This window comes from Streptomyces sp. MK37H, assembly GCF_018035285.1.
Classification (GTDB): Bacteria; Actinomycetota; Actinomycetes; order Streptomycetales; family Streptomycetaceae; genus Streptomyces; species Streptomyces endocoffeicus.
In genome coordinates, this window is record NZ_JAAAYH010000035.1 from 1 (window position 1) to 14,039 (window position 14,039).

Here is a 14,039-nt window from a genome sequence, read left to right on the forward strand (position 1 = left end):
AGGCGACCTGTGTCACGCAGAGCGGCTTCGCCTGGACGCCACTTACTGGCCCCGTATAGCAGACCAACCATGACCAGGACGACCGGGCCCATGGCCTGCGCCATCACTGCATCTGACAACCACAACGCCGAGTACCACCGAACCCGACGGCTCAAGGCCCACCCTCCTGGCCAGGAATCAGACATGGCGCTATAAGGAACACCAATCGAACGTCGCGCGGTTCCAGCCAAAGGCGGCCGACGGCGCCACCCATCGATGGCATCCCTCACGTGACATCACTCCGCGCAGCCCATCCGGTTACTCGTCGTTAACACCACACATTCAGACAAGTCATTTAACGTCCGATTCACCTCTCTCTTTCAACATGATCACTTTCGTATGGTGAACCCCGTTTTTGTCCGCGTACGTGCCAGTCGTATCTGCAAACGGAAGGTGCGACCGCCGAAGCGGGCACAGGGACAACGGGGAGGGAAGTACTCAAATGGATGCGCTCGCGTTTCCAGTGCTGGCCGGGTCGGCGCTGACCGAGGCCGTCAGGTTCCTTTTCGACCGGGCAGGTGCGGTCCTGGACCGGCGAGCCGGACGGGTACCAGCAGAGGAGCCGGAGCAGGTTTCTGGGCAGGCGCAGCCGTTGCTGGTCAGGCCGACAGAACTGACAGACACGCGAATCCAGCGTCTCAGCCACGCCCACGGCGCGCTGCGGGTCTATCTATCGCGCCCCGAGTTCCTCCAGGGCGAGGACGCCGATCTGCGCGAGCTTCTCGGTCTGCTGCGCTCGGACCTGGAAGAGATCTACGGGTGTCGGCTGGCCTTTGGCAACGAGGAGCAAGAGAGCCGGCCCGGGGTGGAGATCTCACAGCGTGCCGACTTCATCGACGGCAGTCAGGTCGGTGTGCGCTCTCGCGGCATCACGGAACGCGGACGCGCACGTGTGAAGCAAGACGCCAAGACCGTCGGGAAGACAGGTGAGCAGGTCGGCGTCGAGGTAGACGGCACCATCGGCTGAGACGGAGGCGGCGAAACTATGAGCTTGGATGGCGACCAAGATGGCCAGCGTGGACAGCAGAAGCCGCACCAGTCCACCCATGAGGAGCAACAGCAGGGCAGGCCGTCGCCGATGGAACGCCTCGTAGGCTGGGGCCGAACGCGCGGTGTGATCCCGGAGGAAACGCCCAGTCAGCCAGTGGAAGGCGCCGCGGGCTCAGTGCCGCAGGCGGGACCCGTACACAACTCCCCCGCACCAAGCTCTGAATCCGACAGTAAGCCCGAACAGTGGCCGCCGCCTCCGGAGCCGTCTGAGGGTCCACTCGTCTCGTCGACATCACCCGTGCCGTCAGCTAGGTCCGAAGACTCAGAACAGCCCGGGTCGGTGCGAGCTGATCAAGCCTCGGAAGAGGACACAGTACCTTCCCTGGCCATAGGGACACCCACTCCTGACGCGGTAGAAGCCGTCGGCCAGGCCGCGGTGCTGCAGCGAGCGCTGATCAACCAGGGCGAGATGATCGGCACGAAGTACGTGTTCGAGCAGACACTCGACTCTCATGCGCCCGTCTCGTCCGAGTACCTGGCCGTGGTGCGCGAGGTTTATGCCACGCCTAGGCGCGATGCCGAGTCCGTGCCGACGAATGCGTTCGATAAGGCTCTGGAAGCTCTGCGGCCTTCAGGAGCCGTACTAGTGCTCAGCCGTCCATCGGACAGCGGGCGGACGATCAGCGCCTATGCGCTGCTCGGGCGCCTCTTGGACGAATGTGTTATCAGCGAGGTCCGGCCGATCCCATTCGGCGGCTCACAACACTTCCCGGCCAGGCGCCTCCCCCGTGACCACCACTGCGGGTATCTGCTCGAACTACCTCCTGACGAAGACGAGTTCACCATCCACGAGTCCTTTGGCGCCAGCCTGAACAACATCAGCGAGATACTCCAACGACGAGACAGCCGACTCGTCGTCCTCACCCGACCCGACCAGTGGAGACGCATCAGTCATGGGGCACCGGAGGGCGTCGCCCCGGAGTTGGGCACGGCACGGCCCCGTGATATCGCCAAACGGTGGCTGCTCGCCCAGGAACCCGGGTTTCCCGTCGCTTCGTGGCTCGACCACGAAGGCATTAGGCCCCTCCTCGTCGGCCAAAGCGCAACCGACGTATTGAGCCTCGTATACCTGATGCTGGAACAGCATCGCACAGCCAAGGCGTTGGCCATTGCCGACGCGGCCGACCCGCACGGCATCCTTCGTCAGCAACGCGGTGGGTCCACCCGCCTTACTTTCGACAAGCAGGTCGCCAACGTAGTGGCTGCCCGCAGTAACTGGGAAGATGATCTCTATCAATGGCACGAGCCGGAAACAGGGCCGCGCACCGGCTTCGAACGAAACTTCCTGCTGGCAGCAGCCGTCCTGCGTGGCGATCCAGTCGGGCACGTCTACGCCAAAGCAGCTGAGCTGACAAATCAGCTCGATAAGACCAAAGTTCCCGTGCAAGGCCAGCAGGCCCCGGGAGTCATCGCCATGACACGGGCCATCGATGCTCGGAGAGAAACTGACGGCACTCTTACCTTCAACCGCCCGCACTGGGACGACGCCGCCATCGAGTACTTCTGGAACGACCGGCCTCTGGCCCGCGGCTCCTTCCTCAATTGGCTCGCGCAAGCGCCCATTGACTCCAGCACCAACAAGGAGGCCCTGGAGACCATCACCAGGGAAGACCGTCGCGCCCTGGCTGCACGCATCGGGCAGTTCGCCGTGCGCTGGGCGGTCCGACATCGCCGTCAGGAGCCGCTGGAAGAAATCGTCAAGACATGGTACGACCAGGGCACCGATAAGGAACTGTGGCCTTTGGCCGTTGAACTCCTGGACAATGCGGCCAGCTACGCGGCCAGCGCACCCTACGTCCACACCATGCTGCTGGGCTGGGCAGGTCGGAACCAGCCCTCACTCCAACGGGCCGTCGTCGAGGTGTGCACCCGCGAGTTCGGACGTCGGCACACCGGCAAGGCTCTGCGCCGCCTCAAGAAGGTCGCCGCGCAGGGAAATTCTGAGGTGCTTGACGAACTTCGGGAGGCAGTGCGCGTCCTATGGGACGACATCACCGTTCGACGAACGCTCTTCGGATACGTCGTCGACTGGTGCAGTTCGGAGAAGACGAGCCGGACGGTCGGACACCGCACGTTCACGGCACTGGCTATGGCGTCCTCATCCGAAGCAGAGGCTGGCGCACTCAACTTGCCGCCGCTCCTCCAGGCTGTGGCGGAGAAGCAATCCAATGACGAGGACACCTTCCGCCCCAGCGTGTCGGGACTTGTGGTGGGCTGGCGCACCCTGCTGCATCAGGCGGCGGGGGCTGCCGGAGACCGGGAACTCGACAGGGTAGTTTTCACGTGGCTCGATGGCTCCCTGGACCGTTCGGTGCTCAAGCCCACCGTCTTGGAGACCCTGCGCCAAGCCGTAGACGTCAGAGGTCCCGAAGGACCCGTCCTCCGCGAGACGTTACGCACTTGCGCCGAATTGTGGGTCCAGGGGAAGGACCGTCCCTACTCCAGGGAGAAGGAAGAACTCAAACGCGAACTGTCCGCACTGCTCGACAAGGACCTCGTAGCACGCCGGAACCAGCCCTCCGCACAACAGCCACCTTCCCCGAATCCTGGCGTCAATGCGGGAGACGACGTTGAGTCGGAGGCTACGGCCTTATGAGACGCCGGAAATCCGGGGCGTCTCCTGTGCCTCTCGATGACACCCCAATGTGGACTTCCGTCTTCTCGGACCGCCCCAAGAGCGTGGAATCGACGCTGTGCTTCTCCGCCCGGATTGAGGTCACCTGGCAGCGGCATGGCAGCTCCGCATCTCCCATGAGCTCGCAAGCTGCAGCACGTCTGATCCGTCCCCTGATCGACGATGCGGCCGCCACATGCGACGTGCTGCGCCCCGACGCTGCTGAGCAGGACATCGCCGCTGCCATCCAGGAAAACCTGCCGATCGACGGTGAAGGCGTGCTAGTCACGGACGCCCAGGTACGGATCTCCGTGGACGCGGCCACGCACGAGGCGGCGCTCCAGACGGAAAAGCTCCGGCGGGACTACCGGCGGCAGGAAGAGCTCCTCAGACACGAATACGAGCTAGATGAGCTGGCTCGCCGTCAGGCCCGCGCTCGGGAGGCGTTCCTCCGAGAGGAGATCCTTGCAAACCCAGCCACGGCCCGTCTCTACACGCTGCTGGAGGGTGCCGTGGAGCACTGGCCCCGACTCAGCGGGCCGCCAAGAGGCACCGACCTCAGCAGCCTGGTACACGAAGTCCAGCAGTGGCAGTCGGGGCAACAGTGGGTGACGGTCGCGCAACTACTCCACGAGTTTGTCAACTCGCTGACCACCGAGGGCCGCAAGGAACTGCTCACCATCCTCGCCGATGCCGTCCGGGCATTCGGCGACGACGACACGGCATATCGCCTGGCCTCCCTCGCGGGCGAGGCACCGTGAAGATCACCGCGCTGCGTTGGTTGCTTGACCCCGTCACCAGCATCCTGGCACTGCGGTTGCGGGCGAGGGAACGAGGCCGACTGTCCTACGAGGCCGCTTGGCGCCTGGCGCGGGTCACCCGCCACCCCGACGAGATGGGCTACCGCCTCCACGGCCACCGTGGCGAGGACACCCATTGAATCCAAGAATCCGCCGAGAGCGATCCGCCAGTCTCAACGTCGGTGAGCGTGGGGCCTCACCGCAGTCGGCGCACTGAGTGACAACGACGTACGCCGGATGGACCAGGGCTTCGACCTGCTCGTCCGTGATCTTCCGCGGAGCCCCCGAACGCGGCCGGTCCACCAGACCCTCCAGCCGATCCGCCAAGAATCGGGCCCGCCACTTGCGCACCGTCTCCCGCGAGACACCCAGATCGAGCGCGACCTGCGCGTTCGCCCGACCCTCCGCACACGCCAGCACGATCCTCGACCGCAACACCAACGCCTGAGACGCCGTCCGCTTACGCAACCAGCCACGCAGCACCTGGCGTTCGTGATCGGACAACTCAGCGACAACGGCTTCGGACCAGACATCACCCCATCCTAATGACCGCCCTTGAACTTTGGACTCAGGACACTAGCGCGTGCGGGTGCCGAGGACCTTCCCGAGCGTGATGGCCACGTCGAAGTCCCGATCCCATGTGAGTGCGACGAGGTCGTCGAACTCCGCCTCAGGGCGGAGCAGATTGAGGACGTCGGCTTCGAATACTGAGCCCGGTTCTGCGAGGCCGAGCGCCTCGTCGTGGAAGCGGCGGTACGTGTTTCGTGACCGGAACATGACCGAGTACTCACCGTCTACGAGCTCTCCCACGGAGACATCCCACTTCGCTTCAAGCGCCTGCAGTGTGCCGGCGACGTCGTCGGCGTTGAGCGGCCCGGTCAACAGATCCACTCCCAGCGCTTCTCGGGCCGAATCCAACGGAAGCGTCTTGTCCCAGAGCACCGAGAGATGGCCCTCGAAACCGATGTCCTCGCGAACTGCTTTGTCGAACTCCAGGTAGTCGGTGTCCAGAATCGTACGCATCCAGCGGGTAATCCAGAGGATCGGGGCGTTGATCAGATTCGCCCGCAACGAGCCATTGCCTTCACCGTAGACAGATTCGCGGATGCTCGTCAGCAGCTCTTCGCAGTGGTAGTCCTTGCAGAACCGGAACAAGTGAGCCGACTGCCGTGGCAGACCGCCCCAGAGCGAAGACCGAGGGAGGGGGAAATCAGCCAGAATCGTCTCCAGCTCGCGTTGGAGTCCCGGCTTGGCGGCCGACAACACGAGAGCGTCGTCGTTCTCGTCCCACCGCCCGGCGCCCTCATTGTTGAACTTCGCCTTGCACGAGGCATATACAACGGCTTGAGCACACGTATTGAACAGCTCCGTGCTCACCCGGTACGCAACCTCGCAGTGATAGTTGAGGTTGAATCGGTCGAGCTCTCCGTCGGCGACCCGCTCGAAGACATGCTTCGCCGACAGCACGTCTCTCGCGGCACGGCCGAGGATCCGCTCGACCTCTCCGGACGAGCTGTCGGCGGACGCTTCGTTGGGGCGCAGATCATCGGAGATCTCCTCGATTGTCGAGTCGAGCCGCTGAAGGGTTACCCGAAGCATGCCGCGTACGGTGTCGATGCGGAACCGCTGCGCCTCGTCTTGGAGCAGCATCTGTTCAATGATCAGGTCGAGGTCGGCCAGGAAGGGATAGCGGTCGCGCACAAGCGCGTGTCGTCGCCCTCGTGCGTTCTGCTTCGTGAACATCTCGGTTATGACGAGGCCGAGCGCAAAGATGTCCGCCGGCTTGCCGACACCGAGGGCGTTGTTCCTCACCATCTGCTCGGGAGCGAGGTAGTTCCGGTTTACTAAGAGGTCCCCGCGACTCGTGAGCGAGGAGTCCTTGAAATGCGCGATGCCGAAGTCGGCCAGGACGAGCCGGCGCGCATCAGGGTCGACGAGGACATTCTCAGGTTTGATGTCGCGATGCACTATGCCGTCGCCGTGCACGTACGCGAGCGCATCGCAGAGCTGGCGCGCGTAGTCGAGAAGCACGTCAGCATCGATTTCGTCGTTGATCACGTTTCGCAGCGTCACCGGGTAGAAGTCCATGACGTAGTAGAAGAAGTTCGCGTCCTCTGAGCGCGCGTGGATACTCACGACGTTCGGGTGGCTCGATGTCTGTCCGTACTCGATCTCCTGCTTGAAACGCTTGTTGCGAGCAGAGTCCGCGTCGCGGTCCTTCTTAATCCGTTTGACTGAGAACACCTGACCGTCGGGCTTACGGCGGGCCTTCCACACCACGGCTGATCCGCCCTCTCCCAGAGCTGAATCGCGCTCGTAAGTGACTCCGTCGATGATGAACGGTTCGTGCTTCGGCATGAACCCACCCTACTGACCTCCTCGGGGCAGTGACGTCGGCCAATTGCCGCCAGGACCAGAGCGTTCTCCGGCGGGGCGAGGTAGATGCCCACCACCCCGCGGACCTTGGTCACGAACTGCGGGTCAGTCGACAGCTTCCAGGTGTCCACGATGTGCGGCTTGAGGCCGAACGCCCGCCAGACCCGCGAGACGACCGACTGCGACATGCCCTCCGCCTCGGCCATCGAACGCGTCGACCAGTGCGAATCACCCGTCGGTGGCGCCTGGCCGAGCGTCCTGGCGACCAATGCCTCGACCTGCTCGTCGGTGATCCTTCACGGTGGCCCCGAACGCGGTCGGTCCGCCAGGCTCTCCAGCCGGTTCGCGGCGAACCGGGACCGCCACTTGCGTACCGTCTCTCGCGAGACGCCCAGATCGTCCGCGACCCGCGCGTTCGGCAGGCCCTCCGCGCACGCCAGCACGATCCTCGACCGCAACACCAACGCCTGAGACGCCGTCCGCTTACGCAACCAGCCCCGCAGCACCCGGCCTTCGTGATCGGACAACTCCAGCGACAACGGCTTCGGACCAGGCACCACCCCACCCTATAACCGCAAGCAAACTAACGACTCAGGACACTAGCTTGGCAAGTTGCTTCGCTCGGCCCTGGTTTCGGAAGACGCGTGTGCCGCAGCTGGTCAAGCAGATTCGCATTCTCGCAGCTTCGCCAGTCGCTCCATGGCGAATTGCACACCGGCATCCTGCGCCTGGCGTAGCGCAAGCTGCGCCCTTGCTAAGTCGCCGCGTTGCTGCCGGAGATCAGCGAGGCTCAAGAGGAGGTTCGGGTGACCTTGGCTGACGCCCACCGTCAGAAGGTGTTCGGCTGCCTCTCGCTCGCATCGAGCGGCGCGGGCTTGTGCTAGTACCCGAAGAAGATCCACAGAGCTGGCGGCCAGGTCCTCGGCTTGTCGTGTCCTTCCTCTGGTCTCCAAAATGCGCACGAGATCCATTTCCGCGCTCTGATCCCCCACCACGGTTCTCACTGGCCTCTACGCCCTCCGCCCTCGCCCCGACCGTGCCCCAACTCGGCATCGCCCTCCATGAGGAAGCCACCCTGGACCGGCTCGTTGAAGACCTGGCCTGGACCAGGCTGTCTGGTCTCGAACTCTTTGCCGGACCGGGCAGGGGTCGCCGAGCAATAACCATCAATTGCTGACGGCGGATCACCCTAGCGGGATAGCATCACATCTACAGGCAATCACCTCATCAGCATCCTTTTCATCTCTCATCACACAGCTTTCAGGACGACTGAACCCATGAAGATCAGGCGCGTGCGCATCGAGAACTTCCGCTGTCTACGCAAGGTGGACATAGGTCTGGAGGACATCACGTCCTTCCTGGGCCCCACCGGGGCTGGCAAGTCAACTGTCTTGCGCGCTCTCGACTGGTTCTTCAACGGAGAGAAGGTCGTCGGCCTCAGCGAAGAGGACCTCCACTCGGCTGGGGGCAGCCGCCGGATCACCGTGGAAGTGGAGTTCGACGACCTCACGGAGCCTGATCGGGAAACGCTGGGCCGCTACGCGCCTCCCGACGCCGACAGTGTGATCATTTGGCGTACATGGGAAGAGGGCGAGGACAAGATCACCGGTAAGGGTCTTGCCTATCCGCCGTTCGAAGCGATCCGCCAGGCAGTAACGGCAATGGACAAGCGCCGGGCGTACGCCAGTCTCCGGGAGGAGCAGCCCGACCTCGGCCTGCCCTCGGTCGGTTCCGCAGTAGCAGTCGATGAGGCCATGCATGTATGGGAGCTCGACAACCGAGAGCGGCTCACTCAAACGGAGATTGCGGGAACGCATTTCTTCGGCTTCGCAGGCCAGAGCAGGCTGGCCGAGCTGATCGACTTCGTCTTCGTCTCCGCTGATCTGCGGGCATACGAGGAGGCTGATGACAACAAGTCCACAGTGCTCGGGCGGATCCTCGACCACGCTGTCGACCGTTCCGAGGTGTCGGAACAGATCAGGGCGATTGAGGAGGGTCTGAGTCAGCAACGGGAGGGCATCCACACCAAGGTCTACGGGGATGTCCTGGACGCCATATCGAAGGAATTGTCACGAGAAGTGGCCCAGCTCACCGCAGGGCGGGCCGTCCGAGTCTCCCCTATGGTGCAAGTGCCGAGGCCCGTGAAGACGCTCTTCCGGGTGCGTATCCACGACGGTGCCGCCCAGACGTCGGTACATCGGCAGGGACACGGATTCCAACGAGCTTTGATCATCGGCGCCCTCAAGCATCTCGCCGAGCGCAGGCAGCCACAGGGGCAGGCAAAGACGTTGTGCTTGGCCATCGAGGAACCAGAACTGTTCCAGCATCCCGCCCAAGCAAGGACGTTCGCAGACGTCCTCCGCGGATTGGTGGTGTCGTCCGGCGGCCGCACTCAGGTGATGTACGCAACGCACAGTCCCGTCTTCATTGACCACCGGAACTACCATAAGGTGCGTCGCCTCAGCCATGACCTCGTCGAAGGCCACCCCACCACGATGGTGAGCCAGGTGACCGAGGCGGAACTGTGCGGTTCGCTGGAGCCTTACGGGGTCAGGATCGAGTCCGTGAAGAGGCAAGCAGGAGTCAGGTGCGTGAGCACCCTGGCAGAAGGCTTCTTCGCTGATGTCGCGGTATTGGTGGAGGGAGAGACCGACGCGGCCATCATCCTGGGATCCGCCGAGCGGCAGCACTTGAGCCTGGGCGCGCAGGGAATCACCTTCGTCAGTGTTGGGAGTAAAAGCAAGCTGATGCTCTGCCACGCGATCCTGCGTGCCTTGAACGTGCGCTGCTACACCGTCTTCGACGGAGACGCCGGTCTGGAAGAGAGGAAACGCCAGGGGCTACGCCCCGCGTTGTCGGGAGCAGCGCTGGAGACCGAGGAACGGAGGATCGACGAAGCTCTACGGAACAACGCGCGAGACAACGTGAATCTGCTCGGCTACCTAGGTGGTCCACACACGGTGCGGCCCACGGCTGAGTCCACGTTGCAGTACACAGTCTTCGACGACAGTCTGGAGACCTACCTCGCCTCTCATTGGCCCGCGTGGAACAGGCGGAGGCAGGAGCTGATCAACGACGGAGAGGGGTTCGACGGCAAGAACGCGGCGACATACCGTGAGGCCGCCCGTACTGCCGACGCGGAGCCGCCGGATCTGATCCAGGCTCTGCTGGAGAACGTACGGGCACTCGCTAAGCGCGAGTCACCACCTACGCTTACCACCTGAGTGATCGGGCCGAACAGCGCTAGGGGGCCTCAGCACCCTGAAATCGCCCGTGTCACGGGGTGTTTTTGACTGCGACGGCGGTCAGGTGCCCTTCGCAGAGACGTGTCCTGTGCGGCGCCACCGCGCCAACACTGAGCGGCCGTAGTTGTTGGTGCCTGCGACGCGGTCCAGCTCGGCACCGGTCGGCGTGCGTCCGGATGCTTGCTCTCGTTGGTAGTGGGCCCACATGATCTGCTCGGCCGTGGGCTTGTTTGGCGGACGGGAACCTGCCTTGTCCACGGCGAGAGTGACTACTGGGTCGGGTTCTCGTTCGGTCTCGGTGTCCTGGGCCGTCTCGGACTTCGCGGTTCGGTCGACTTCGGTCTGCTCTCGGTCCCCTGGGCTATGCGCGAGAAGTTCGACTGCGAGGAGCAGGGCCACGGGTGGCCAGCCGGCGACCAGTACCGGTTGCCAGGCCAGCGTGGGTGCGGCTGCGACGTTCGCGGCGAGTGAGACGGCGATACCGAGGAAGAACGCGAGGCGTACGGTGTATCGGGCGCGGAGGGTGTCCTGGCGGTTGGGCTTGAGGAGGCCGACCGTGGCCAGGACGAGCAGGCCGTCCACGGACAGGGGCCATAGTGAAGAGCCGGTCGGGTCAGCTCCGCCTTGTAGAGCGAACTCCCGTTGGTGTTCATACGAGGCGTACGCGGCGACGGCTGCGACCACGGTGGCGCAGCCTCGCCGGATCCAGATGTCGAGGTCGGTCATCGCTTGCCCCGCTCTCCCAGAGCGTCAAGCGCGCAGCCAACGTATGCGAAGGCCTGCGAGTCCGTCGCCGATCGGCCGAGCGGGACGTGTGGGACGCGGACGTAGTCCGCCCCGCAGATGACACAGGCTGGGCCATCGGCCTGAGGTGTGGTGATGTCCTCGACGACGTCGTTCGGGGTCATCGGGCATCGCCACCCTTGCGGCGGCGGCGCTTCGGGAGCTCGACCGTCGTGGAAATGACCAGCTCACGGCGGGCGTGAGGCGGTGTGGATGCTGTGGGGACCTCTCCGGGGGCACCACCTGCGCAGCAGGTCAGAGAGCTGCAAGGCCCCTCGTTCATGCGAACGGGGGGCCTCTTTCATGATCGGGTGCCACATAGATGCCACATCCCCAAAGGATCATGGATGTACAACGGGGTGTAACCCTGTGCCACAGGGGTTCACGGTCCATACGGTGAGACCCCGAGGGGCGGCGCTGCTCCCAATCCGGCGCCGCCGATTTCCGCCTCAGCAGAGCCCGTGGTCCCTGGACGGGGCCCACACCACGGGAGAGCGCCCCCGCCGCGAATGTCGGCGGGGGCGCCTGTGCGTAAACGTAACCACCCCGGGGGCGCTTCACCCCCGGGGCGGGACCCTTTGGCCAAAGCCGCTGCGTCTAACGGCGCAATGAGGCGGATTTCCGTACGCCGCCACCGCGCCGCTCCTGGGCACCACCCGCGCGCCGGGCAGTGCAGTCTCACGCTCCGCCGATCGGACGGAGAGGCGCACCATCGAGGGCCTGCGGCCTCCCGCTTCGCGGGGTGACCCAACTTTGGTGCCGACAAACGATCATCGTCGGCCGAGCGTAAGCGGGTGCCGTCTGAACCCCTCCCCGCCTGGGTGCTCCAGCAGCGCCGCCGGGTGGGCAACCGGGTTCGGGAGCTACGCGAGGCGCGTGACCTGTCGCGAGAGCGCCTCGGCGAACTGGCGGGGCTCGACCGAAAGACCATCTACCGGATCGAGTTGGCGCAGTACGGGACGTCTGTCGACCATCTCGCGCTCATCGCCCGGGCGCTCGGTGTCGAGATCGGTGCACTATTCACTTAGGTGCCGTCAGCATCTGCGACTACCTGGGCGTACGCGTTACCGGCAGTACCCGAGAGGCAGAAATCAGTGATCAGCCAGAGGCCCCGCCCGCGCGCCACGGGAGCGACGCACGAGGGCTCGACTCGGCTGTCAGAGGGCCTGCGGCTCGGCGCGCCGGGTGCGCACTGCCGCGAGTCAACCGTTCGGGGAGCGCAACAACTCATCAGACGCGGCTCCGCGGCCTAGACTCTGGGGTCTCCACCCTCCGCACCATCCGGCGAATGGATCGGCTCCGCATGACTCAGGCGATTCGGCGAGGCGGCAGGACCTCCCGCATCAAGAACCCCGCCGCCCCGGAGGTCTTCCCCACTTCGCGGCCAGCCGACATGGTCAGAGACGGCCTGGAAGACGACGCGATGATCCGCGGGGTGCAATATGAGGGAACGCCCTTCGTGGCTCTCACGGCTGAGGCCGTCGAGATGGAGGGCTGTATGTTCGACAGCTCCCGCTTCACTGGAACGCGCCTGATCCGCAGCCAGTTCAGTGACTGCCGGTTCAATACCTGCGACTTCGCGGAGGTAGGTGCTCAAGATGTCTCCCTGATCCGGTGTGCGGTTAATGGGAGCCGGTTTACGGGCTCGTCGTGGAGGTCTGGGACGTTCCGGGACGTGCGTATTGAGAACTGCGTCATCGCGCCCGCTCTGTTTCGCCATATGAAGCTGTACGCCGTTGTGTTTACCGACTGCAAGATGGCTGGCGCGGACTTCCAGGGAGCCGAGCTGCACAATGTGAAATTCGAGGACTGCGACCTGACCGGGGCGCAGTGGGCCAACTGCCGGATCGGTACTACGCGGTTCGAGAACTGCACTCTCATTGACATTGGCGGAGGCGCGAGCCTCAAGGGCGCCACAGTGCAAGGCCCAGGGCAGATGGAGTTGGCCCTGAGCCTTGCACGGGAAGCGGGAATCCTCTTCGAGTAGCCGGGTCAGACCGTCGGCACGAGGCCCGCCCAGTCCGGGCTGGAGATGCATTGGGTGACGTGATCGAATTCCAGCGGTTCGCCCTCGGCCCACTCGGACATCTCGGCGAGCAACATTTGGCCGTAAGGGGTGAAGGTGTCGCGGTGGGCCTTCATGTCCCGGCATGCGGCGCGAAGCGAGACCGTGTACTTGGAGACGAGCGTGTCCACTCCGCGGCGGTGCTGCAGGTACATCAGCGGGACGGCCACCGCCGCAGCGTGGAAGGCGGCGTGCAGCGGGCGCCGCTGGCCGATCTTGACGGCGGAGAGCGCGCGGTACTCGTCCTTCTCCATCTCGCTGGGCGGCAGAGTGAACATGCCGTAGACCATGTCCATCACGAAGAGGCCCGTGTGCAGGCCCTCGTGGACGAGGCATTCGGCGTACTCGGGTACGTCCCAGTCTCCGGGGCTCATGACGACCAGGCCGGGCAGTGTGTTGGTGCTCCCGCCGCCGTCAGACCTGGAGTTGACGACCACGACGTCTGTCACGAGCAGATCGACCATCCGCCCAAGGTCCGGGCTGAGTTCGTGGATGTGCTGCACGGCCTGGCGGACCATGGCGTCCCAGTGCTCGCGCGTGGGCCCGTCGCTGTGGGTGGCCTTGGCGAAGATGTGCTCGAAGATGCTCTCGGCCTCGCAGTACCTCGCCCATGGGCCGTCCTCGTAGGACAGGGTGATGCCCTCACCCTCGGCCGGTAAGGGCCGGAGCCCTGAGATGGTTTTGCGGTAGGCCGGCCCCAGGGCGGGGGCGTCCTTGAGGTGCTGACCGGTCTGGGCGTGGGCGAGCCGGGCCACCGTCTCACACAGGTGTCCCAAGTTGAGGAAGTGCACGTCTTTTCCTTCCTGGTGAGTGTGCGCCCGGAGCTGCTACCTCAGCTCCGGGCGCACTAGGGCATCAGGGGGCTGGGAAGGCGACTACGCCTTGTTGTCCGTCCAGCCGCCCATCATCTGAACGTGGGTCCCTTGCCGGGACTGCTCGACCCGCTGCCGGATGCCGGCCGCGACGCTCGCCGGGTCGCCCTGGACGGCCGCCACAACGCTCGACAGCGCGTCGGTCGACATGCTGGTGGCGGTCGGCGGCGGGGTCGTGGTTGAGATCATCACGCC

At 64.5% G+C, this 14,039-nt stretch carries 13 protein-coding genes; 7 read left to right on the forward strand and 6 right to left on the reverse strand.

What is annotated here, in order from left to right; translation table 11 throughout:
• Positions 1-481 precede the first annotated feature (481 nt).
• The 4 genes from GWI24_RS08125 (at position 482) to GWI24_RS08140 (ending at position 4,643) form a co-directional block, all read left to right on the forward strand.
• The gene (locus tag GWI24_RS08125) at positions 482-1,006 is read left to right on the forward strand and encodes a hypothetical protein (protein ID WP_210945212.1); all 525 of its coding nucleotides are present in this window, start codon (positions 482-484) and stop codon (positions 1,004-1,006) included.
• A 459-nt stretch (positions 1,007-1,465) separates the two neighbouring features.
• Complete coding sequence (locus GWI24_RS08130) at positions 1,466-3,685, forward strand: hypothetical protein (protein WP_210945213.1); 2,220 nt, start codon at positions 1,466-1,468, stop codon at positions 3,683-3,685.
• A 47-nt stretch (positions 3,686-3,732) separates the two neighbouring features.
• The gene (locus GWI24_RS08135) at positions 3,733-4,464 is read left to right on the forward strand and encodes a hypothetical protein (protein ID WP_210945214.1); all 732 of its coding nucleotides are present in this window, start codon (positions 3,733-3,735) and stop codon (positions 4,462-4,464) included.
• Positions 4,461-4,643, forward strand: a complete 183-nt coding sequence (locus GWI24_RS08140; protein WP_210945215.1) for a hypothetical protein — start codon at positions 4,461-4,463, stop codon at positions 4,641-4,643. The genes GWI24_RS08135 and GWI24_RS08140 overlap by 4 nt, the downstream gene beginning before the upstream one ends.
• Here the strand turns inward: GWI24_RS08140 and GWI24_RS44950 are convergent.
• The 3 genes from GWI24_RS44950 to GWI24_RS46790 form a co-directional block, all read right to left on the reverse strand.
• Complete coding sequence (locus GWI24_RS44950) at positions 4,579-4,986, reverse strand: helix-turn-helix domain-containing protein (protein ID WP_308343569.1); 408 nt, start codon at positions 4,984-4,986, stop codon at positions 4,579-4,581. The genes GWI24_RS08140 and GWI24_RS44950 overlap by 65 nt on opposite strands.
• 93 nt (positions 4,987-5,079) lie before the next feature.
• Complete coding sequence (locus tag GWI24_RS08150; RefSeq protein WP_210945216.1) at positions 5,080-6,861, reverse strand: serine/threonine-protein kinase; 1,782 nt, start codon at positions 6,859-6,861, stop codon at positions 5,080-5,082.
• 314 nt (positions 6,862-7,175) lie between these two features.
• Positions 7,176-7,439 carry a helix-turn-helix domain-containing protein gene (locus tag GWI24_RS46790; RefSeq protein WP_374103281.1) on the reverse strand — a complete coding sequence of 88 codons (264 nt, stop codon included), beginning with the start codon at positions 7,437-7,439 and terminating at the stop codon, positions 7,176-7,178.
• A 717-nt stretch (positions 7,440-8,156) separates the two neighbouring features.
• Here GWI24_RS46790 and GWI24_RS08160 point away from each other — a divergent pair.
• Entirely contained in the window at positions 8,157-10,103 is a 1,947-nt protein-coding gene (locus GWI24_RS08160) for an ATP-dependent endonuclease (RefSeq protein WP_210945217.1), read from the forward strand.
• Positions 10,104-10,184: 81 nt separating this feature from the next.
• Here GWI24_RS08160 and GWI24_RS08165 read toward each other — a convergent pair whose 3' ends face one another.
• A complete protein-coding gene (locus GWI24_RS08165) occupies positions 10,185-10,850 on the reverse strand; it encodes a DUF2637 domain-containing protein (RefSeq protein ID WP_210945218.1) in 666 nt (221 codons plus the stop codon).
• An 851-nt stretch (positions 10,851-11,701) separates the two neighbouring features.
• Between GWI24_RS08165 and GWI24_RS44955 the strand changes: the two genes are divergently transcribed.
• Together GWI24_RS44955 and GWI24_RS08175 are read left to right on the forward strand one after the other, a co-directional pair.
• Positions 11,702-11,935 carry a helix-turn-helix transcriptional regulator gene (locus tag GWI24_RS44955; RefSeq protein ID WP_210945219.1) on the forward strand — a complete coding sequence of 78 codons (234 nt, stop codon included), beginning with the start codon at positions 11,702-11,704 and terminating at the stop codon, positions 11,933-11,935.
• Between the two features lie 275 nt (positions 11,936-12,210).
• On the forward strand, positions 12,211-12,894 hold the full coding sequence (locus tag GWI24_RS08175; RefSeq protein WP_210945220.1) for a pentapeptide repeat-containing protein: 684 nt from the start codon (positions 12,211-12,213) through the stop codon (positions 12,892-12,894).
• A gap of 5 nt (positions 12,895-12,899) precedes the next feature.
• Here GWI24_RS08175 and GWI24_RS08180 read toward each other — a convergent pair whose 3' ends face one another.
• Complete coding sequence (locus GWI24_RS08180) at positions 12,900-13,763, reverse strand: HEXXH motif-containing putative peptide modification protein (protein WP_210945221.1); 864 nt, start codon at positions 13,761-13,763, stop codon at positions 12,900-12,902.
• A gap of 84 nt (positions 13,764-13,847) precedes the next feature.
• Positions 13,848-14,033: a hypothetical protein gene (locus GWI24_RS08185; RefSeq protein WP_210945222.1), complete on the reverse strand. Its 186-nt coding sequence runs from the start codon at positions 14,031-14,033 to the stop codon at positions 13,848-13,850.
• Between the last annotated feature and the right edge of the window lie 6 nt (positions 14,034-14,039).